This window comes from Nocardioides islandensis (assembly GCF_015352455.1).
GTDB lineage: Bacteria > Actinomycetota > Actinomycetes > Propionibacteriales > Nocardioidaceae > Nocardioides > Nocardioides islandensis.
In genome coordinates this window covers 1-22022 of the sequence record NZ_JADKPN010000016.1, presented here as the reverse complement: position 1 = coordinate 22022, position 22022 = coordinate 1, and the positions used below count along the sequence as shown (strand labels likewise).

At 71.1% G+C, this 22022-nt stretch carries 16 protein-coding genes; 8 read left to right on the top strand and 8 right to left on the bottom strand.

The window, feature by feature from the left end; all coding sequences use genetic code 11:
• Positions 1-164: 164 nt before the first annotated feature.
• On the bottom strand, positions 165-3854 hold the full coding sequence (locus ISU07_RS20455; RefSeq protein ID WP_194708693.1) for an AAA family ATPase: 3690 nt from the start codon (positions 3852-3854) through the stop codon (positions 165-167).
• A gap of 68 nt (positions 3855-3922) precedes the next feature.
• Between ISU07_RS20455 and ISU07_RS20450 the strand changes: the two genes are divergently transcribed.
• The 3 genes from ISU07_RS20450 (at position 3923) to ISU07_RS20440 (ending at position 7986) form a co-directional block, all read left to right on the top strand.
• Positions 3923-5077: an acyl-CoA dehydrogenase family protein gene (locus ISU07_RS20450; RefSeq protein WP_194708692.1), complete on the top strand. Its 1155-nt coding sequence runs from the start codon at positions 3923-3925 to the stop codon at positions 5075-5077.
• 150 nt (positions 5078-5227) lie between these two features.
• Positions 5228-7360: an MMPL family transporter gene (locus ISU07_RS20445; protein WP_194708691.1), complete on the top strand. Its 2133-nt coding sequence runs from the start codon at positions 5228-5230 to the stop codon at positions 7358-7360.
• A 44-nt stretch (positions 7361-7404) separates the two neighbouring features.
• On the top strand, positions 7405-7986 hold the full coding sequence (locus ISU07_RS20440; RefSeq protein ID WP_194708690.1) for a DinB family protein: 582 nt from the start codon (positions 7405-7407) through the stop codon (positions 7984-7986).
• On the opposite strand, the gene ISU07_RS20435 is transcribed toward ISU07_RS20440, so the two are convergent.
• Positions 7983-9281: a cytochrome P450 gene (locus ISU07_RS20435; RefSeq protein WP_228522305.1), complete on the bottom strand. Its 1299-nt coding sequence runs from the start codon at positions 9279-9281 to the stop codon at positions 7983-7985. The two genes, ISU07_RS20440 and ISU07_RS20435, sit on opposite strands and share 4 nt — an antisense overlap.
• Before the next feature lie 195 nt (positions 9282-9476).
• Here ISU07_RS20435 and ISU07_RS20430 point away from each other — a divergent pair, with 195 nt between their 5' ends.
• The 4 genes from ISU07_RS20430 (at position 9477) to ISU07_RS20415 (ending at position 12641) form a co-directional block, all read left to right on the top strand.
• Positions 9477-9809, top strand: a complete 333-nt coding sequence (locus ISU07_RS20430) for a cupin domain-containing protein (RefSeq protein ID WP_194708689.1) — start codon at positions 9477-9479, stop codon at positions 9807-9809.
• Between the two features lie 34 nt (positions 9810-9843).
• The gene (locus ISU07_RS20425) at positions 9844-10317 is read left to right on the top strand and encodes a hemerythrin domain-containing protein (protein WP_194708688.1); all 474 of its coding nucleotides are present in this window, start codon (positions 9844-9846) and stop codon (positions 10315-10317) included.
• An 86-nt stretch (positions 10318-10403) separates the two neighbouring features.
• Positions 10404-11435, top strand: a complete 1032-nt coding sequence (gene tdh, locus ISU07_RS20420) for an L-threonine 3-dehydrogenase (protein ID WP_194708687.1) — start codon at positions 10404-10406, stop codon at positions 11433-11435.
• A 3-nt stretch (positions 11436-11438) separates the two neighbouring features.
• A complete protein-coding gene (locus ISU07_RS20415; RefSeq protein WP_194708775.1) occupies positions 11439-12641 on the top strand; it encodes a glycine C-acetyltransferase in 1203 nt (400 codons plus the stop codon).
• 315 nt (positions 12642-12956) lie between these two features.
• On the opposite strand, the gene ISU07_RS20410 is transcribed toward ISU07_RS20415, so the two are convergent.
• The 6 genes from ISU07_RS20410 to ISU07_RS20385 form a co-directional block, all read right to left on the bottom strand.
• Entirely contained in the window at positions 12957-13646 is a 690-nt protein-coding gene (locus ISU07_RS20410) for an LppX_LprAFG lipoprotein (protein ID WP_194708686.1), read from the bottom strand.
• Positions 13643-15424, bottom strand: coding sequence for an MFS transporter (locus ISU07_RS20405; protein ID WP_194708685.1), 1782 nt, complete (start codon positions 15422-15424; stop codon positions 13643-13645). The genes ISU07_RS20410 and ISU07_RS20405 overlap by 4 nt, the downstream gene beginning before the upstream one ends.
• A gap of 31 nt (positions 15425-15455) precedes the next feature.
• Positions 15456-17024 carry a glutamine-hydrolyzing GMP synthase gene (gene guaA / locus ISU07_RS20400; RefSeq protein ID WP_194708684.1) on the bottom strand — a complete coding sequence of 523 codons (1569 nt, stop codon included), beginning with the start codon at positions 17022-17024 and terminating at the stop codon, positions 15456-15458.
• 92 nt (positions 17025-17116) lie between these two features.
• Positions 17117-17554, bottom strand: a complete 438-nt coding sequence (locus ISU07_RS20395) for an SRPBCC family protein (protein ID WP_194708683.1) — start codon at positions 17552-17554, stop codon at positions 17117-17119.
• Positions 17544-20222: a bifunctional acetaldehyde-CoA/alcohol dehydrogenase gene (gene adhE, locus ISU07_RS20390; RefSeq protein ID WP_194708682.1), complete on the bottom strand. Its 2679-nt coding sequence runs from the start codon at positions 20220-20222 to the stop codon at positions 17544-17546. The genes ISU07_RS20395 and adhE overlap by 11 nt, the downstream gene beginning before the upstream one ends.
• 10 nt (positions 20223-20232) lie before the next feature.
• Positions 20233-21642, bottom strand: coding sequence for a wax ester/triacylglycerol synthase domain-containing protein (locus ISU07_RS20385; protein WP_228522313.1), 1410 nt, complete (start codon positions 21640-21642; stop codon positions 20233-20235).
• 105 nt (positions 21643-21747) lie between these two features.
• Between ISU07_RS20385 and ISU07_RS24270 the strand changes: the two genes are divergently transcribed.
• A partial coding sequence (locus tag ISU07_RS24270) for a hypothetical protein (RefSeq protein ID WP_228522304.1) occupies positions 21748-22022 on the top strand: 275 nt, incomplete at its 3' end.

Here is a 22022-nt window from a genome sequence, read left to right as displayed (position 1 = left end):
ACAGATGTCACCACGTCCCTCAAGCCCCCCTGGCTCGCACGCAGACACGCCCGAGCAGGCGAGTCCCCGAGAGAAAGCGTTTGCACGATACCTGAGGGAAGTGACGCAGAACTGTTCGTGATCCGACAGTTCTGGACCGGTGAAACGCAGGAAATCGTTACCGGTCAGTCACTTCCGAGCAACAGAGCGGCACGCCGGACGGTCAGGTCCAGCGCCGCCGTACGCCCGGTGGCCGCCGCCCGGTCGAGGACGTCGGCCGGGGTCCGCTCCCGGGCCGGGGCGAGGGCCTCGGCCAGCGCGGCCTCGGTGGGCGGGAAGCGCGGGGCACCGATCTCCTCGCGCAGCTGCTCGGCGGTGGCCAGCAGCGAGACGGCCTCCGCGTCGCCCTCGGGACCGCGGGCCAGCAGCCAGAGCGCGACGTCCTCGAAGAGGTGGGCGAGGGACCAACGGTCGTCGCGCTCGTCGTACGCGCCCAGAGCCGCGGCGAAGTGGCCGGCCGCGGCGTCGAGGTCGCCGAGGTCGCGGGTCGCGTTGCCCAGGTTGTGGCGACCCACGGCCACCACCCACGGGTCGCCGACCTCGTCGGCGAGCGCCTGCGCCTCGACGAACCGGTCCACGGCGAGCGCCAGGTCACCACGCGCCTGGGCGAGCATGCCCATGTTGGTGAGCGAGACGCTGACCGCCCGGCGGTCGTCGAGCGCGCGGCGGCGGGCCAGCCCCTCCTCGCCCAGCCGCTCGGCCTCCTCCAGGTCCCCCTCGTCCTCGGCGACCAGGGCGAGGTTGGTGAGCAGCGCGGCCACGCCGGCCTCGTCGCCGAGGGCCTCGCGGAGGGCGAGGCTCGACTCGTACGCCGCACGCGCCTGGTCCGGGTGCCCCTGCTGCGAGGCGAGGGTTCCGCGCAGGTGCAGCACCCGGGCGCGGCCGGCCTCGTCGCCGACGTCGGTGAACGCCGCCTCGGCCGCGGCCAGCTCGCTCTCGGCCTCGACGTACCTGCCCTGCTTGCGCGCCAGCTCGGCCTGCGCCGTCCGTGCCCGGGCCACGCCCGCCTCGTCGGCGACCTCCTCGGCCGCGGCGCGCGCCTGGGTGACGGCGTCCTCGGCACCGGCCCAGTTGCCGCCGACCTCCAGCGACTCGGCCAGCTGGAGCAGCACCTCGTTGCGGTCGTCGGCCTCGACCAGCGGCAGCAGCTGCTCGAGGTAGGAGATGGCCGCCTCGTTGGCGTACGCCGCCCTGGCCGCCGACGCCGCGACGCTCAGGTACAGACGCTTCTTGTCCAGGTCGTCGCTGCGCGAGTAGTGGTAGGCCAGCAGGTCCAGGTGCCGCCGCGGTCCGTCCGGCTCGGCCTCGAGCACGCCGCCGACCCGGCCGTGGAGCAGGGAGCGCACGCTGAACGGCAGCGAGTCGTAGGCGACGTCGCGGGTCACCGCGTGGCCGAACGCGAACGCCTTGTCCTGGGGGTCCTCCAGGTCGATCAGGCGCGTCGTGGCGAGGGTCACCAGGTCGCCGTGGACCTGCGGTTCCGGACCGAGGTCGGGATACGCCGCGGCCACGAGCGGCGACCGGAAGGCCCGCCCGATCACGCTGGCCACGCCGACGGCCCGGCGCGGGCCCTCGGGCTGGGCGTCGATGCGGCTGAGCACCAGGCTGTGCAGGCTGGGCGGCAGCTCCAGGGCGTCCGGGTCGACACGTCCGTCCGCCCGGCCCTCGACGCGTGCGGCGTGCGCGAGCACGTAGTCGACCAGCTGCTCGAGGTAGAAGGCGTTGCCCTCGGCGCGGCCGACGATCGTCTGCAGGACCTCCGGCGCCGGGGGCCGGCCGGCCAGCGCGACGTACCGCTCGCGGGCCAGGGCGGTCGAGGCCTCGGGGTCCAACGGCTCGAGGACCAGGTCGGTGACGTGGCTGCCGCGGCCCAGCGGGAGGCCGGCCAAGGGGGTGCCGTCGGGCCGGCTGGTGACCATCAGCAGCACCGGCGACCGGACGACGGTGCGCGACACCGCCTCCAGCACGTCGCGGGAGAGCGGGTCGAGCCAGTGCGCGTCCTCCACGACGATCACCAGCCCGGCCGCCTCCTCGGCCAGCGCGGAGAGCAACCGGCCGAGCAGGTCCTCGAGCGAGGTCTTGCGGAGCTCGCCGTCGAACGTCGCGGTCAGGTCGCTGTCGGGCAGCGTCAGGCCCAGCACGGGCCCGAGCAGCGGCGCGCGGCCGACCAGCCCGGCGTCCAGCCGGGCCACCGCCTGGACGACGTCGTCCGGGGAGGACGACTCGTCCAGGCCCAGCAGGTCGGCCCACACGCCGCGCCAGGCGGTGTACGACGCCTGGGTGGCGTGCGGCGTCGCCTCGCCACCGGCGAACGGAACCCCGTCCTCCACCAGCTCGGCGACCAGGCCGCCGACGAGCCGGGACTTGCCGGCGCCGGCCTCGGCCTGGACGACCACGACCTGCCCGTGCCCGTCCTCGGCGGTGCTCCAGAGGTCGCGCAGCCGGTCCAGCTCGGCCTCGCGGCCGACCAGCACGGTGAGGGTCTGCGACGACGCGCGTCGTCGGGAGGCGCGGCCGAGCAGGCGGCGTACCGGGACCTGCTGCTCGCGCCCCTTCACGGTGACGGGTGGCAGCTCCTCCCACTCGAACGCGTCGTCGGCGGCCTCGGCCACGTCCCCGTGCACCCAGATGCCGTCCGCCGGCGCGCGCGTCATCAGGCGCGCGGCCAGGTTCACCGCGTCGCCGAGGCAGCAGAAGGTACGTCGCTCCGGGTGCCCGTAGGTCCCGCTGCGCAGCCGGCCGGTCGCCACGCCGACCTGGACGTCGGTGACCGGGACCTCGTCGGAGATCTCCAGCAGCCGCAGCGCCGCCTCGCAGGCGCGCTCCGCGTCGTCCTCGTGGGCGATCGGCGAGCCGAACACGGCGTACAGGTAGGCACCCTTGTCGCCGATGGTGAGCTGCAGGACGTAGCCACCCAGCTCGTCGAGGGCCAGCTCGGCCCTGGTCACGAAGTCGTCGAGGACCTGCGGGGCCTGAGGGTCGCGCTCGAAGTCCAGCCCGCCGAAGCGCACGAAGATCGGCACCGCGGGCCGCAGGTCGGAGACGAACTCGCCCCGCCCGGCGACCATCCGCTCCCACACCGGCGGCAGCACCCACTGACGCGCGATCTCCTCGGGCAGCTGCGGCCAGCGGGGGTCCGAGTCCGGCGGGACGAGGTGGTCCACCAGGGCGTCGACCACGCCGACCTCGCCCAGCTCGCCGGGCCGGACCTCGCTCAGCAGGACGCGGTCACCCACCGATGCGATCGCGCCGGCGTCGAGCACGACCTCGCCGGGTCGGGACTGCTGCTCGGCGGCCGCCAGCGAGTCCATCAGCGTCCCGGCCATGACGTCGATGAGCTGGACCCTCGGGTCGCCGACGACGAAGCGGTGGACCTCGCCCACCGCCACCGCGATCTTCACGCCGAGCGTGATCGGGATCCCGCCCGGGGTCTGGACCACCCCGACCTGCTGCATCACCTGCTGCATCACCAGACCGCACTCCACGGCGCGGGTGCCGTCGTCCTCGTCGATCCACGCCGTGACCGCGTCGCCGCTGAAGTACACGACGCTGCCCGACCACACGTGCAGCGGCTCCATCAGCGCGCTGAAGATCCGGTCCAGGGTGGCCGACAGCACCTCCGCGCCGCGTCGGCCGCCGAGCTCTCGTGCCAGCGCCTCGGTCAGCGGCGTGAAGCCGGAGATGTCCACGAACACGGCCGAGCCGCGGCTCCTGCCGGGCAGCTCCTCCCCGCGCGCGAGCGCGCGACGGCGGTCACCCGGGATGTACGCCTGAGGGTTGTCCCCCGGCAGCAGGTGCGATAGGAGATCGGCCATCGGCACCCATCGTGTCACCCGCCCTGGTGCGCCTTGCACCGTGACAGTTCCACTGTCACGATGCAGGGATGGGCGACCGGACAGCCAGGGCGATCTTCGACCCCGAGCACGAGGCCTTCCGCGAGACCGTCGGCGCCTTCCTGGACAAGGAGGTCGTGCCCTTCCACGACCAGTGGGAGAAGGACGGCGTCGTCGACCGTGACGTCTGGGCCAAGGCCGGGGCCCACGGGCTGCTCGGGCTCCAGCTCGACGAGCGGTACGGCGGCGGAGGCACGCCCGACTTCCGCTACAACGCCGTCATCGGCGAGGAGATGACGCGCCGCGGCGTCTACGGGGCGGCGTACCCGCTGTTCAACGACATGATCGCGCCGTACCTGGTGGCCGCCGCCTCCGAGGAGCAGAAGGAGCGCTGGTTCCCGGGGCTCTGCTCCGGGGAGACGATCGCCGCGATCGCGATGAGCGAGCCGGGCGCGGGGTCCGACCTGCAGGGGATCCGGACGTCGGCGGTCGACGCCGGCGACCACTACGTCCTCAACGGCCAGAAGACGTTCATCTCCAACGGCATCCTGGCCGACCTGGTCGTCGTGGTGGCCCGCACGGACCCGGACGCCGGGCACCAGGGCATCTCCCTGCTCGTCGTCGAGCGGGGCATGGAGGGCTTCGAGCGCGGCCGGAACCTCGACAAGGTCGGCCAGCACGCCCAGGACACCGCCGAGCTGTTCTTCAGCGACGTGCGGGTGCCCAAGGCCAACCTTCTCGGCGAGGAGGGCCAGGGGTTCGTGCACCTGATGACCAACCTCCCGCAGGAACGGCTCTCGATCGCGGTGTCGTCGGCCATGGCGTGCGAGGTGGTGGTCGAGGAGACGCTCAGGTACGCCCGCGAGCGCACGGCGTTCGGCCGGCCGATCGGGAAGTTCCAGCACAACCGCTTCACCGTCGCCGAGATGGCCACCGAGGCGCGCATCGCGCGGGTGTTCGTCGACGACTGCCTCGCCAAGCACGTCCGCGGCGAGCTGGACACCGCCACCGCGTCGATGGCCAAGTACTGGGTGACCGAGCTCCAGAACAAGCTCGTCGACCGCGGCGTGCAGATGCACGGCGGGTACGGCTACATGCTCGAGTACCCCATCGCCCGCGCCTGGGTGAACAGCCGGGTCCAGACCATCTACGGCGGCACGACCGAGATCCAGAAGGAGATCATCGGCCGGTCCCTGGGTCTGTGATCCCTACGATTCGGCTGATGTCACATCCAGGGCATCTCGTTCGTCGTTCCAGCAAGGTTGCCCCGGCAGCGATGAGTGCATCACGCTCTCAGGGTCTGCTCAGGGGTAAACCCGATGAACCTTGTCCCCGCCCCGTGATGGAGTTCTCCCATGCATCGTCAGATCGCCGGCAAGCTCACCGGCCGTGTCACCAAGTGGCTCGTCTTTGCGGCCTGGATCGTCATCGTCGTCATCTCGAGCGGCTTCGCCGCCAAGCTCACCGACGTCCAGAACAACGAGGCCGCCTCCTGGCTGCCGTCGAGCGCTGAGTCCACCAAGGCTCTCGACAAGCTCACCACCCTCCCGGGACAGGACGAGAACAACATCCCGACCGTGGTCGTCTACTACCGCGACGGCGGGCTGACGCAGGACGACATGGCCGCGATCCAGTCCCAGGTGGCCGACATCCAGGCCATGGACGGCGTCCAGGGCGAGGTCGTCGGACCCATCCCCTCCGAGGACGGCGCCGTCGCCCAGACCGTCGTGACCTACAACTTCGGCAAGAACGGCTGGAACGACCTGCCCGACACCGCCGACAAGATCCGCGAGATCGCGGCCATCGACGGGGTCACCGTGCACATCGCGGGGCCGGGCGGGCAGGCGGCCGACTCGGCCGAGGCCTTCGCCGGCATCGACGGCACGCTGCTCTACTCGGCCCTCGTCGTGGTGATCGTGATCCTGCTCTTCACCTACCGGAGTCCGGTGCTGTGGGTGCTGCCGATCCTCTCGGCGATGTTCGCGCTGTTCACCAGCGAGGCCGTCATCTACTTCCTGGCTAAGAACTTCGGCCTCACCGTCAACGGGCAGAGCCAGGGCATCCTGACCGTGCTCGTCGTCGGAGCGGGCACCGACTACGCCCTGCTCCTGGTGGCCCGCTACCGCGAGGAGCTGCGCCGCCACGAGGACCGGCACGAGGCGATGGCCTTCGCCCTGCACCGCGCCTCGCCCGCCATCATCGCGAGCGCGGCCACGGTCGCGATCGGCATGCTCTGCCTCACCCTCGCGGAGATGAACTCCACCGCCGGCCTGGGGCCGGTGCTGGCGATCGGTGTCGTCGTCACGCTGGCCGTGATGGTCACGCTGCTGCCCGCGCTGCTGGTGATCACCGGGCGCTGGATCTTCTGGCCCAAGCGCCCGACGTTCGGCTCGCCGGAGCCCACGTCAACGGGCTTCTGGTCCCGCGTCGGCCGCCGCATCGCACCGCGCCCCCGCCGCGTCTGGGTCGGGACCGCCATCGTGCTGGGAGTCGCCTGCCTCGGCATGCTCCAGCTGGACACGTCCGGGCTCAACACCGACGACCAGTACACCAAGGAGTTCGACAGCCTCAAGGGTCAGTCGCTGCTGACCGAGCACGGGCTCGTCGACACCTCGAACCCGATCCAGGTCATCGCCAACGCCGACCAGCAGCAGGCGGTCGCGGACGCCGTCGCGTCCGTGCCCGGACTGGGCGAACCCGACACGTCCACCCCGCCCGTGGGCGGCATCGCCCTGATCACGGCGACCGTCCCCGACGACCCTGCCTCACCAGCTGCGTTCGAGCTGGTCAAGCAGGTGCGTGACGCCGTGCACCAGGTCGACGGGGCCGACGCACTCGTCGGCGGCACCTCGGCGATCTACCTCGACATCCAGACCGCATCCCACCGGGACAACCTCGTCATCATCCCGGTGGTGCTCCTGGTCGTGATGCTGATCCTGATGGTGCTGCTGAGGGCGCTGATCTCTCCGCTGCTGCTGATCGCGACGGTGATCTTGTCCTTCGGCACGGCCCTGGGCGTCTCGACGATCATCTTCCAGCAGGTCTACACACGGCTGATCGACCACGGCAACGGCTTCAACCACGCCGACGCGTCGTTCCCCTTGTTCGTGTTCGTCTTCCTCGTGGCACTCGGCATCGACTACAACATCTTCCTGATGACCCGGGTGCGGGAGGAGACCCAGACACGGGGCACTCGCGAGGGCTCCCTCGTCGCCCTGTCGGCCACGGGCGGGGTGATCACGTCCGCGGGACTGGTGCTGGCGGCGACGTTCGCGGTGCTCGGCACCCTGCCCCTGGTGTTCCTGGCGGAGATGGGCACGGCGGTGGCGCTGGGCGTCATCCTCGACACGATGGTCGTCCGGTCCGTCCTGGTCACCGCGCTCAACCTGGACCTGGGCGGGAAGATCTGGTGGCCGAGCAAGCTCGACCGCGGTGACGCGCCGCGGGAGATGCCCGAGCCGCAGCAGGAGCAGATCCTCTCCCACTGAAGATCGGCGGTGCGTCGGCTCCCCCGCCGTCCTACTCTGGGCGGATGGGGGAGCCGACGTCGGCCGTGCGGGTGCTGCTCGCGCTGTGGGAGCAGTCCGGGCGGCGGCTGCGCGAGCGCTGCCGCGGCCTGACCGACGAGGAGTTCTTCTGGGAGCCGGTGCCGGGCTGCTGGAACATCCGCCGCGACGAGCGGCACGTGGGCGGCTGGTCCTACGAGTACGAGTTCGCGCCCGAGGACCCCGCCCCGCTGACCACCATCGGCTGGCGCCTGGTGCACCTGACGGCCGGCAACCGGCTCTACTGGAACCACGGGTTCGGCGACGCGACGCTGACGTTCCCCGACCTCGAGGTTCCGCACACGGCCGACTCGGCCCGCGCGGCGTGGCACGACAGCCGGGTGCCCGTCACCAAGTGGCTGGCCGACGCCAACGACGACGACCTCGTCGAGCTGCGGCCGAGCCACCTGCCGGAGCGCACCATGGCCGCCGGTGACCAGGTCCGTGCGCTCGTCGACGAGCAGATCCACCACGGCGCCGAGATCGCGCTGCTGCGGGACCTCTTCCTGCGCCCGCACGAGGACCACCACACCGACCGCCCGTTGGCCGCGGACGCCCCGGGGACCTAGCCGAGGTAGACCGGCAACGACTCCACGCCGTACACGATCGAGCGGTCGTGGAAGGCGAGCTCGGAGGGGTCCACCGCGAGCCGCAGGCCGGGGAAGCGCCGGGCGAGGGCGGGGTACGCCGCGCGCAGCTCCATCCGGGCCAGCTCGGCGCCGACGCAGCGGTGGAAGCCGTGCCCGAACGCCAGGTGCGAGGACGTGGCCCGGCCGTGGTCGAAGCCCGCGTGGAAGGCTCGTGGGTCGCGGTTGGCCGAGGGCAGGTGGGCGAGGACGACCGCGCCCTTCTTGATCCGCTGGCCGGCGAGCACGACGTCCTGCTTGGCGAAGCGCGGGAAGGAGATCTGGACGACGGCGAGGTAGCGGAGCAGCTCGTCCACGATCGGCGCGGCGCTCTCGTCCTCCTCGATCAACAGCCGCCAGAGCTCGGGGCGCTCGAGCAGCACGGCGCTGCCGAGGGCGAGCATCGAGGCGCTGGTCTCCAGGCCGCCGGTGAACGCCCCGTCGGCGAGCCCGGCCAGGTCGAAGTCGGTGATCTCGTCGCCGTGCTCGCGGATGATCTGGCCGATCAGGCCGGGCCCTGGCTCGCGGCGCTGGCGGGCCGTCTCCTCGAAGAGGAACTGGCGCGACCCGGCCACCGCGCCGACGGTGCCGATGCCCCCGCCCGTCACGTCGAACCGGGCGCTGGCCATCGAGCGGAACTTCTCGCGCTCCTCGACCGGCAGCCCCAGCAGCTCGCAGATCACCAGGAACGGCACCGGGAACGCGAACGTCTGCGCCAGGTCGACGACCGCGCCCCCGGCGCCGAGGCGCTCGGTCTCGTCGAGCTGGTCCTCGATGATCCGCTCGATCCCGGGCTTGAGCCGCGCGAGCCGGCGCATCGTGAACTCCGGCGTCAGCAGGCGGCGCAGTCGGGTGTGGTCGGGTGGGTCGGTGAAGCCCAGTCCGCCGATGTCGCCGTCAGCGCCGCCGGCCTTGCCCATGTAGGGGCGGATGTCGGTGGAGTACGACGTCTGGTCGGCGAGCAGCTCGCGGCACTCCGCGTCGCCCGTGACCAGCCAGACCTCGGTGCCGAGGAAGGTGACCACCTTCGCCACCGGCCCCTTGTCCTCGCGGAGGTTCCCGATCCGGTCGACCGGCTCCATGCCGTCGCGCTTCAGGGGCCAGGTGAGCCGCTCGGGCACCCGGTCCAGCCGGCTCAGGTCGATGCCAGGGCTGCGGGCGATCAGCGCCTTGCGCACCCGCGACCGCACCGCCTCCAGCAGCAGCGCCATCTCGACCCCCAGCTCTCCGTGCAGCATCTCGGTCTTCGAAACTGCGGTGAAGGTTACTGCGCGGGATCACCCGATCGGGTGATCGGCTGGCGGTTTCAGGGAAACGTCAGGGTCGGACACCGGTCGGCGAGGACGGCCGCCATGGACGTACTGCTTCGCCGTCGACCATGCGCGATGATCAAGGTGCCTCACCGAGGTGACTGCGACCGATCAGGAGGCAACGTGCACAAGGAGTCACTCACCGAGCTCGTGCCGCAGCACTTGGACAGGGCCAAGGCGGCGGCGAGCGGACGAAGCGGCCACACGATCTACGGCGGACACGAGCACGCCCTGCGACAGACGCTGATCGCGCTGCGGGCCGGCGGGACCCTCGACGAGCACGAGAGCCCGGGCGAGGCAACGCTCCAGGTCCTCCATGGACGCGTGACCCTCGTGGCGGGCGAGGACCGTTGGGACGGTTCGGCGGGCGATCTCATGCCCATCCCCGACTCTCGTCACGCCCTCGAGGCGGTCGAGGACACGGTCGTGCTCCTGACGGTCGCCTTGCGCGGCTGACGGACGACCCACGTCGCCCGGACGCGGAGGACCTGTGTGCCAGTACTGCGGCTGTCGAGCCGTCCCGCTCATCCGCGACTACATCGCGGAGCACGACGACGTCCTCGACCTGTTGGACTCGGCGTTGCGTGCGATCGCGGTCGACGACCTCGACCGCGCGGTCGCTGGGGTGCACGAAGCACGGGAGGCCCTCACTCGCCACTGGGCGGGCGAGGAGAACGGGATCTTCACGGTGATGGCGGCGCGCGACGACGAGTACGCCCGGTACGTCGCTCCCCTGGTCGAAGAGCACCGCGAGCTGGAGCACTTCCTCGCCCATGTCGACCTCTCCGTGAAGCAGGGCCAGGCGGACCTGCGGACGGCGTTCGAGGAGCTCAAGGAGCACATCAGCAAGGAGGAGGACGGCCTCTTCCCGGCCTCCCTGACCGCCCTGGACGGCGATGACTGGAACACGTCCATGGCGGCCTGGCAGGACGCCCATCCGAGCGAGCGCATGCTCAGCGACTGAGGACCGCAGGCCACGGCCCAGCGGTAGGGTCCGACTGTTTCCGGAGATGCGTCGCGAGACGCACCACACCCCCAGGAGGAGAGGCAGTGAAGGCACTCTTCAAGGGCGCTGCGGGACCTGGCCTCACCCTCACGGACCGCCCGGAGCCGGTTGCCGGCCCCAACGACGTGAAGATCCGGGTCGCGCGCACGGGTATCTGTGGGACCGACCTGCACATCGAGGCGTGGGACAGCTGGGCGGCCGGCGAGATCAACGCACCCCTGGTTCCCGGACACGAGTTCTCCGGAGAGGTCGTCGAGGTGGGCAGCGCGGTGACCACGGTGCGGGTCGGCGACCTGGTCTCCGGAGAGGGGCACGTGGTCTGCGGACACTGCCGGAACTGCCGAGCGGGCCGCCGGCACCTGTGCATCCACACCTCGGGCGTGGGCGTCAACCGGGACGGCGCGTTCGCCGAGTTCGTCGTGATACCCGAGGGCAACGCGTGGAGCCACTCGGCCGGCATGGACCTCGAGCTCGCTGCGATCTTCGATCCGCTGGGCAACGCGGTGCACACGGCACTGTCGTTCCCCCTCGTGGGTGAGGACGTGCTCGTCACCGGGGCAGGACCGATCGGGCTGATGGCAGCCGCGGTCGCCCGCCACGTCGGCGCGCGGTTCGTCGTGATCACGGACGTGAACGAGGAGCGTCTCGAGCTCGCCAGGAAGATGGGCGTGGACCTCGCAGTCAACGTCGCCAGCGAGCGGATCGCCTCGGCACAACGGGTGCTCGGCATGAAGGAGGGCTTCGACATCGGGCTCGAGATGAGCGGGTCTCCCAACGCTCTGCCCGAGATGCTGGACAACCTCACCCACGGTGCGCGCGTCGCGGTGCTCGGGCTGCCGGCTCAGCCCGTCACCATCGACTGGGTCAAGGTCATCACTCACATGATCACGATCAAAGGCATCTACGGTCGCGAGATGTTCGAGACCTGGTACGCCATGAACGCCATGGTCAGCACCGGCCTGGACGTCTCCGGCGTCATCACCGACCGGTTCCCGTCCTCACACTGGGAGGACGCGTTCGCAACAGCGCGCCGTGGCGACAGGGGCAAGGTCATCATCGACTGGAGCGAGGAGTAGGCCATCTACACCAACGTTCGTGCAGAGCTCGAACAGTCCCTCACCGAGATCAAGGCCGCCGGGCTCTACAAGTCGGAGCGTCAGCTGGCCACACCGCAGTCGGCGCACGTGCGCACGGGCGACAAGGACGTCCTGAACTTCTGCGCCAACAACTACCTGGGGCTGGCCGACGACCAGCGGGTCATCGCGGCAGCGCAGGCCGCTCTGGACACCTGGGGCTTCGGGATGGCCAGCGTGCGCTTCATCTGTGGCACGCAGAGCCAGCACGTCGAGCTCGAGGACAAGCTGTCCGCACTTCTCGGCACCGAGGCCACGATCCTCTTCCCATCCTGCTTCGACGCCAACGGCGGCGTGTTCGAGGTGCTGCTCGGTGCCGAGGACGCCGTCATCTCCGACGAGCTCAACCACGCGTCGATCATCGACGGCATCCGGCTGTGCAAGGCGCAGCGCCTGCGCTATCGCAATCGGGACATGGCCGACCTCGAGGAGCAGCTGCGGGCCGCAGCCGGCGCCCGGCGTCGGCTCATCGTGACTGACGGTGTGTTCTCCATGGACGGCTACTTCGCGCCCCTCGAGGAGATCTGTGACCTGGCCGAGCGCTACGACGCGCTGGTGATGGTCGACGACTCGCACGCCGTCGGATTCGTCGGACCGTCAGGCGCGGGTACACCCGAGCTGTTCGGCGTGCGCGACCGCGTGGACATCCTCTCGGGCACCCTCGGCAAGGCCCTGGGTGGCGCATCAGGCGGGTACATCAGTGCTCACCGCGAGATCGTCGAGCTGCTGCGGCAGCGCGCACGTCCCTACTTGTTCTCCAACGCCGTCGCGCCGTGCGTGGTCGCGGGCACCCTCGTCGCCCTCGATCTCGTGGCGAGCGGCGCCGAGCAGCGCCTGACGCTGTGGCGCAACGCTCGCGACTTCCGCGAGCGGATGGAGGCTGCCGGGTTCGACCTGCTGCCCGGGGAGCACGCCATCATCCCCGTCATGTTCCCGGACGCCCACGACGCCGTCGCCATCGCGGAGGCCCTTCTCGAACGCGGCGTCTACGTGATCCCGTTCTCCTACCCGGTCGTGCCCTTGGGCAAGGCCCGCATCAGGGTTCAGATCTCCGCTGGGCACTCCGCCGACGACATCATCGCCTGCGTCCAAGCCTTCGTGGAGGCCCGCGACGCTGTCGGGGGTGCCCCGCCACCCACCCGCGCATAGGCGCCGTTGGAACGCCCGGCGAGACTCCGGACGGCCATTGGTACCCTGAACGCGCGAAGTCTGGTAGGAGACGACCATGGAGGAAGCTCCAAACAGGCCCCCGGTTCCGTTGCTCTGCCGGCTCAACCTGCGGCACCACTGGCACTGGGAGTACAACGAGGACCATCAGCGCTTCAGACGCTGTGCACTCTGCGGCAAGGACGATCCCCACGTGGGCACCGGCGAAGGCGGTCCAGGCGTTGGGGGTCCCTAGCTCTCCGCTGACGAAGGGCAGCCCGAAGGACGGTCGGACGTCCACCCGCCGCGGTCGCCGCCTCAGGGAGCCGTGACCGTGACCGCCTCGCCGTAGGCGTCGAAGGTCATGTCGTAGGTCTCGTCGCCGCCGCCCGAGAAGAACTCGCCCGTCACCCGCAGGGTTGTGATCTGGTCGTCCTCGCTGATCCCGATCTCGGTGTCGTAGACGCCCTTCGCGTCGGCGCTCGGGATGATCGGGTCCACGTAGGTCCCGAGCAACGTCCCTGTGAAGGTCGTCAGCACCTGGTCGCCCTGCCGGATGGCAGCCCCGCGCGAGGGGTCCTCCAGCTTCACCAGCAGTCCGGAGATCCCGCTGTCCGGGTCGGCGAAGTCGGCGGGGTCGGGAGCGCCGTACTCGGCCGGGTCGATGACCTGGTAGCTCGTGGTCAGCGGGAGCTTGGCGTGAACCTCGCCGTCGACCGAGATGACGGGCACCTCGGCGTTGAAGCCACCGAGGAGCACCCTCACCATGCCCTTGAAGGCGGGCTGGTGCGTGAGGGTGCCGTCGGCACCCAGCACGCCGTTGCCCCCGGAGGGGGTGGAGCTGGTCGCCAGGGTCAGGTGCACGCTCGCCGCCTCGTCGAAGTTGTCCTTCGCGGCGGTGAGCACCTCGTCGACGCTGCGACCCTCGGTGGCGGGCTGCGAGCTGCACCCCGCCACTGCCCACACAGCGAGTGCGACACCCGACCACCTGACGACACGCGTCTTCACGGCTCCAGCCTTTCACGGCCGTGGCCGACGTCGCGGGTGTCGGCGTGACGGAAGACCACGAGAGCGGCCAGCCCCGCGACCGCGCAGCAGACCGCGGCGCCCAGGAAGATCGTGTGCAGCTGGACCAGGCCGGCTTCGCGCAGGATCAGCGCGTACTCCGCGCAGCGGGTCCGGCCGCCGGGGCAGACGTCCTGGGCGGCCGGGATGTCGGCCTGGGCCACGTAGTAGCGGCGCAACCCGATAGTGGTCAGTGCGCTGATGCCCACCAGCTTCCCGACGGTCCGCGCCACCACGAGCAGAGCGCTGGCCACGCCGTGGGTGGTGGAGCGGGTGGCCGAGAGCAACGCGGCGTTCGTCGGGGGCATGGCGAGACCGACTCCCAGCCCTCCCAGGACCAGCGGCACCGTCGCCACGGGGCTGCGCAGGGACTCCAGCCCCCACCGCGACATCCACGCAAACGCGGCACAGCTCGCCGCCATCCCGATGGCCGTCACCACCCCGGCCGGGACCCGGTGGGTCAGCCAGCCGCCGACGAGGGCCCCGACCGGCAGCCCGACGAGGAACCGCACCAGCACGAGCGCCGCCGCGAGCTGGGAGTCGCCGTAGATCGTGATCCGCGCGAAGATCGGGATGTCCACCAGGGCGGCGATCAGGCCGGCGCCCACGAAGAAGCTCACGACCAGCGCGCCCCAGGCCGGGGTCGCCGTCAGCGCTCCGGGCGGCACCAGCGGGTTGCTCACCGCGCGGTTGCGACGCCAGAAGCCGGCGGCCGCCAGCGCGCCGCCCAGCAGCAGCCAGGGCCCGGCGGGCGCAAGCACCTGCACCTCGGGGTCGGTCGCCGCGAAGGCGAGGATCACCCCGGCGAGCGCTGCGGCCAGCAGCCCGGCACCGAGCAGGTCGACCTGGCGCAGGAGAGGCCGCCACGACGGCACGTCGACCAGGGGCGAGCGCGCGGTCAGGCAGCGCACGAGAAGCAGCAGCGCGAGCACGACAACCGCGATCCCCAGCGGGGAGAGCCAGCGGCTCTGACCCGCGACCGGGAGGAACGCGACCCCGAGATCCACGTCGCCGGTGAGCCGGGAGGGTTGCACCATCACCAGCAGGAGCCCGCTGACGGCCGCGGTGGCGAGCAGCACCCCCAACCAGTCCCGGCGGGCAAGCAGGCGGGGCCGTAGGGCTGGGTCGCCGTGGTGCGCGGCGACCCGCCGGATGACCGCCGCGAGCACCAAGCCGGCGGCGAGGTTGACGAGGAAGATGTCGCGCCACGTGCCGAACGTGAGCACGACGGCGCCGTACAGCGGCCCCACGACGTTGCCGAGCTCCTGGATGCCGTTGACCACCCCGAGGGGGACTCCACGCCGGCGCGGAGGGTAGAGGTCGGCCACCAGGGCCAGCGTGGCCGGCAGCAGTCCCCCAGCGCCGATGCCCTGGAGCACGCGACCGGCCACCATCGAGGGCAGGTCGTAGGCCGCCGCGGTCACCAGGGAGCCGAGGGAGAACACCACCAGCGAGCCGACGAGGACGGGGGTGCGGCCACGTAGGTCGGCGATCCGGCCGACCAGCGGCAACGCCGCGACGTACCCGAGCATGAAGCCGGAGATGATGGGGGCCGCCCGTTGGAGGTCCTCGGCCGACAGCCCGGCGGAGGCCATCATCTCCGGAAGCGCGAGAACCACCACGTAGGTGTCGGCCGCCGCGAAGGCGACCGCCACGGCCGCGAGCCACAGGAGCACCCGCCCGGCAGGGTCGGCGGCGGCGAGGCGCGACCTGGTCCTCACATGCGTTCCTTAGGGCGACAGTTCGGAGGGCCTACTCCCACTCGATGGTGCCGGGCGGCTTCGAGGTGATGTCGACGGTGACCCGGTTGACCTCGCGCACCTCGTTGGTGATGCGGGTCGAGATCTTCTCGAGCAGGTCGTAGGGCAGTCGGGCCCAGTCGGCTGTCATGGCGTCCTCGGAGGTGACGGGCCGCAGGACCACCGGGTGGCCGTACGTGCGGCCGTCGCCCTGGACGCCGACCGAACGCACGTCGGCGAGCAGCACGACGGGGAACTGCCAGATGTCGCGGTCGAGACCGGCCGCGGTCAGCTCGGCGCGCGCGATCGCGTCGGCCTGGCGCAGGATGTCCAGGCGTTCGCGGGTGACCTCGCCGATGATCCGGATGCCGAGGCCGGGCCCGGGGAACGGCTGGCGCCACACCATCGTGGGCGGCAGGCCGAGCTGCTCGCCGACCATGCGGACCTCGTCCTTGAACAGGGTGCGCAGCGGCTCGACCAGCTCGAACTGGAGGTCGTCCGGGAGGCCGCCGACGTTGTGGTGGGACTTGATGTTGCTCGTGCCCGCCCCACCGCCGGACTCGACGACGTCCGGGTAGAGCGTGCCCTGGACGAGGTACGCCGTGGTGGCGTCGGACGCGTCCCCGAACACGCGGGCCTCGGCGGCCTCGAACGTGCGGATGAACTCGCGGCCGATGATCTTGCGCTTCTCCTCGGGGTCGTGGATCCCCTCCAGCGCACCGAGGAACTGGTCGCCGGCGTCCACCACGTCGAGGGTGTCGAAGACCGCCTCGAAGTCGGAGCGCACCTGCTCGGTCTCGCCCAGCCGCATCATCCCGTGGTCGACGTACACGCACGTCAGCCGGTCGCCGATGGCTCGCTGCACGATCGCGGCGGCGACAGCGGAGTCCACGCCGCCGGACAGCGCGCAGATCGCGCGACCTTCGCCGATCTGCTCGCGGATCCGCCCGACCTGCTCGTCGACGATGTTGAGCATCGTCCACGTCGGCCGGCAGCCGGCGATGTCGAGGAGGAAGTGCTCGAGGACCTTCTGCCCGTGCTCGGTGTGCAGCACCTCCGGGTGCCACTGCACGCCGGCGTACCCGCGCGCCACGTCCTCGAACGCCGCGACCGGCGTCCCGAGCGTGGACGCCAGCAGGGTGAAGCCCTCGGGCGCCGCCGTCACCGAGTCGCCGTGGGACATCCAGACGTTGTGGTGCTCCGGTACGCCGGCGAGCAGCGTGCCCGCCTCGACGACGTCCACCGGGGTGCGGCCGTACTCGCGGGCACCTGTCGGCGAGACGGTGCCGCCCAGCTCCTGGGCCATGACCTGGAAGCCGTAGCACATCCCGAACACCGGGACGTCGCCCTCGAACAGCGCACCGTCGAGTGACGGCGCCCCCTCCTCGTACACCGACGACGGCCCGCCCGACAGCACGATCGCCTTCGGCCCGCGCGCGAGCATCTCGGCCACCGGCATGGTGTGCGGCACGATCTCGGAGTAGACGTTCGCCTCGCGCACGCGCCGGGCGATGAGCTGGGCGTACTGCGCCCCGAAGTCCACGACGAGGACCAGGTCGTGCTCCGACCCCGTGTTGGGCATGGCCCAACCCTATCGAGGCGCCCTGGTGGTCGCGCCGGGCGAGCCCGTGTCGAGACCCCGTGGTCCCGGACCGGCGTCGCCACCCGCAGGGATCAGGCCTCCAGGCGCGCCTTGAGGCCGCCCAGGGTGCTGTCGACGAGGCCCCCGATCACGCGGCGCCGGACGAACCCGGGCAGTGGCAGGTTGTGGTGGATGGTGAGGTCGTAGGTGACCTCGGTCTTGTCGCGCCCGAGCGGCACGAGGGTGTAGCGCCCTTCCTGCCCTGTCTGCAGCCGGCCTTCCACCATCGTCCAGCTCATGCAGTCCTCCCCGTGGTCGTAGGAGAGCGTGTACTGGTCGGTGCCGACCGTCGCCGACGCCTTGAACCGCGCGGTCGCCGGCAGCCCGTCGTCCTCGTAGACCTCGAGCAGCTCGGCCTCGAGGATCTCCGGGATCCACTCGGGCTGGCTCTCCACGTCACGGATGGTGGACAGCACGTCCTCGAAGGCAGCCCGCACCTCGACGGTGCGCACGGCGTTGTCAGTGGGCATCGACGCGTCCTCCTACGAACCCCGTCCTCAACAGCTCGACGATCTCCTTGAGCAGGGGCATCCGCGGGTTCGTGCGGTTGCTCAGGTCCTGGAACGCGGTCATCGCCAGCGTCGGCAGGGCCTGCTCGAACTCCTGCTCGTCGACTCCCAGTTCCTGGAGGGACCGCGGCATGCCCAGTCGGTCGAGCAGGGCCTCGACCCCCTCGAACAGCCGGCGGCGGCTCTCCGCCGGATCCGACCCCCCGAAGACGACCCGCCCGAGCTGGGCGTACTTCTGGGGAGCGATGTACGCCGAGTACCCCGGCGCCGGCATGAACTTGGTCGGGAGCTCGGCGTTGTAGCGCAGGACGAGCGGCAGGAACACGCCGTTGGCGCGACCGTGGGCGATGTGGAAGCGAGCGCCCACGGCGTGGGCGAGCGCGTGGTTGGTGCCCACGAAGGCGTTGGAGAAGGCGAGCCCGGCAAGGGTCGCTGCGTTGGCCATGTCCGTTCGCGCCGCCAGGTCGGCCGGGTCGTCGAGCACGCGCGGGAGCGCGTCGAAGATCAGCCGCGCCGCCTGCACGCAGAAGGCGTCGGTGTACGGCGAGGCGAAGATCGACACCACTGCCTCGAGGGCGTGGGTCAGGGCATCGATGCCGCTGTCGAGGGTGACGGACTCGGGCATCGACAAGGTGAGCAGCGGGTCGACGATGGCCACGTCGGGCACCAGGCAGTAGTCGACGAGCGTCTCCTTGCGCTCGCCGACCGTCACCACGGCGGCGGGCGAGACCTCCGAGCCCGTTCCGGACGTCGTCGGTACGGCGACCAGCCGGACGGTGTGCGGCTCACGCGGGAAGTCCGCCATCCGCTTGCGCGGGTCGAGGAAGGGGACGGTCAGGTCCTCGAGCCTGCGGTCCGGGTGCTCGAAGAACAGGCGCATGGCCTTGGCCGCGTCGAGCACCGAACCGCCACCGACGGCGACAAGCAGGTCGGGTTGGGTCTTCTCGAGCATGGCGACACCGCGCCGGATCGTCTCCTCGTCGGGCTCCGGCACCACCTCGCTGAACACGTGGACGTGACTCGTCCGCAGCTTGGAGCGGACCATGTCGGTCACGCCGCGGGCTTCGTTGGCGGCATCGGTCACCACGACGGCGACTTCGCAGTCGAGGTCGCGCAGGTTGTCCAGCGCCCCAGCGTTGAAGAACGTGTTGGAGGGCACCCGGAACCACTGGGAGGGCGTCCGCCGGTGCGAGACCGTCTTGATGTTGAGCAGCTGCTCGTAGTTGACGTTCTCGGTCGTGACCGACCCGCCCCACGTGCCGCAGCCGAGGGAGAATGTGGGGGTCAGGTTGTTGTACACCCCGCCGAGGGCGCCGACCGCGGTCGGCGCGTTGACGAGGATCCGGCCGGTGCGGACGCTCGCGGCGAAGAGGTCGACGACGGCGGCGTCGCGGGCATACACCGCCGAGGTGTGCCCGAGACCGCCGTGCTCGGTGACCAGGACGGCGACCTGGACCGCGTGCGGGACGTCCGGCGATCGCACCAGGCCGAGGACCGGCATCAGCTTCTCCTGCAGCAGGGGATGGGACGCGAGCTGCTCGAGGTCGGCCGGCAGGGGCGCGAGCAGGATCTTGGTCAGCGGCGGCACGCTGAACCCGGAGCGCGCGGCCAGCTCGGCGGCGGGCTGGCCGAGGGCCGCCATGTTGACCTTGTCGCCGTCGCCGAACGCGAACTGGACCAGCTGGCCGACCTGCTCCCCGGTGAGCAGGTGGGCGCCCATGCGCAGGAACTCGTCCTGCACCTCGTCGTACACCTCGTCGTCCACGATGCAGGTCTGCTCCGCCGGGCAGATCACCGAGGCATCGAAGGTCTTGGAGATCAAGATGTCGACGACGGCACCCGGGATGTCAGCGGTGTGGTGGATGTACGTCGGTGCGTTGCCGGGCCCGACGCTGAGCCCGGGCTTCCCGGCGGCGTTGGCGAGCGCCACGATCTTCGGGCCGCCGGTCACCCAGATGAAGTCCACACCGGGGTGCTTGAAGAGGTAGTGGGTCACGTCGTGGGCGGCGTCCGGGACGACCTGCAGCGCGCCGAGGGGCATGCCGACCGCCTCCGCCGCCTCGCGCAGCACGGCCACGCTCCGCTCGCACGAGCGGATGGCGTACGGAGATGGTCGGAAGATGATGGCGTTCCGGGTCTTGGCCGCGACGATCGCCTTGTAGAGCACGGTCGAGGTCGGGTTCGTCACCGGCGTGATGGCCAGCAGCACGCCGATGGGCTCGGCCACCCGGACGATGTTGCGCTCCACGTCCTCCTCGATCACGCCCACGGACCGCTTGTCGCGCAGGTAGTCGGACAGGAACTCCGTCGCGACGTAGTTCTTGACCACCTTGTCCTCGAAGACCCCGAAGCCGGTCTCCTCGATGGCGAGGGTGGCCAGCTCGGCTGCGGCACGAATGCCCGCGCGGGCCATCGCCGCCACGATGGCATCCACCTGCTGCTGGTCCAGCAGCCGGAAGGCTCGGGCGGCCTCGGCGGCGCGGTCGACGACGACATCGACCTCGTGGAGTCTCTCGTCAGTGGTGCCGGCAGGTGTGGCCGGTGATGTGGCCGGTGACGGAGGTGGCTCGTGCTTCGCCACGGCCTCTGCTGCTGCCGCCGGCCGGACGTCGACGTCTGACTTGCCCATGGTCGATCTCCTACTTGCGTGCTGGAGTGCGCTTGCGCGGGGTCCTACCGGGATGCGCGGGTTCGGAGTCGGCCGCAAGGGCGAGGACCTCGTCGAAGCCGGCGACCAGGCACTCGCGGAAGACCTCGAAGTCGGAGATCGCGGCGCTGTCGGCGTTGATGCCGATCGCGCAGGTGTCGCGGTAGGTCATCAGCGTGATGTTCACACTCGCGCCGATCGTCGGCCCGAAGCCGTACTGCATCCGCACCGCTGCCCCTGCGAGGTACACCTGGACGGGCAGTCCCGGCACGTTGCTGGCCAGGAAGTCGACGTGGCGCAGGATGGCGCCGATGTACCACCGAGGAAGGAGGTTCAGGCCGCCGGCGATGGTCTGGGTGTACGGCAGTGAGCGCTCTGCGCGGATGGATCCGGCACGGCGGTGGGTCTCCTTGATCCGGGCGGCGGGATCCGGGTCGGAGACCGGCAGGACGAAGCGCATCAGGGTGATCCGGTTGCCGCCGACCTCGTCCCCCTGCGAGCGGATGCTGATCGGCATGGTCACCTTCAGCTCCTCGACCGTGGAGCCGTGTCGCTCGTGGTAGATCCGCATCCCTCCGGTGATCCCGGCCAGGAAGGCGTCGTTGAGCGTCCCGCCGCCGCGGTGGGCCGCTTCCCTGAGCGCGAGGAGCGGGACCTCGTGCACGCCGAGCTCGCGCCGAGTCCGCCGGTCCCGCATGATCGGCGAGGAGGTCTCGTTGATCGGCCGCACGGTGCGGTAGACCGAGGCCGTGGTCTCGGTGACCGCCCGCACGGTCGCCCGGGGGTGCCGGACGCCGCCGAGGATCGCGGAGGGGGTGGCCTGCGCGGCGAGCTTCGCCGCGTGGCCCAGGGTGGCCGCCTCGTAGCCGAGCGTGTGCCGCAGCGTGTCGAGCAGGCCGGGCTCCTTCGCGACCGGCACCGGCGGCAGCGGGCCGCGGTCGGCGGGTTCGGGCGTGTGGTCGAAGACGAGCTCGGCGATCTGGAGGGCGCCGATCCCGTCGGCGAGCGAGTGGTGGAGCTTGACCACCAGCGCCGCGCCGTCGTCGGCGAGCCCCTCGACCAGCGTGACGCTCCACATCGGCCGGGCGTGGTCGAACTCGTCGAGCTCGGCCCGGCGCGCCATCTCCAGGACGGTCGCGAGCGTCCCGGGGGGCGGTGCCATCACCCGACGGAGGTGGTAACGCAGGTCGAAGTCGCGGTCGTAGACCCAGCGAGGCGGCGCGGGCGGCAGCGAGGGCACGACCCGCTGCCGGAACATCGGCATCAACCTGGCCACTCGCTCGAACCTGTCGACCAGCACCGCCCAGTCCGGCGATCGGTCGAGCACCACGATGCTGACGACTGTCGAGCGCAGCCGCGCATCAGCCTCCATGCCCCAAGCGAAGGCATCCGTGTTGCGCATGAAACTGGCCATCGCGTCCTCCTGCGTCCACCCACGCTAGGACCGGATGCGCGGCACGAGCAGGGCCTGAAGTCCCGTCCTGCAGGGACGCCGGGCGGTACCTCGATGCCCATCCAGCGGCTGATGCTGCTCGGCGTCCCTCTCGTCATGCTGATCGAGCCGGGCGAGCCCCTGGGCGAGCCCGTGTCGAGACCCGGTGAGCGTTCCTCGGCCTCGACACGCTCGGCCGTGGCCGGCCTCCCGGCTCGACCACCATGGAGCCACCGCGGCCCTCTCGTCATGCTGGTCGAGCCGGGCGAGCCCCTGGGCGAGCCCGTGTCGAGACCCGGTGAGCGTTCCTCGGTCTCGACACGCTCGGCCGTGGCCGGCCTCCCGGCTCG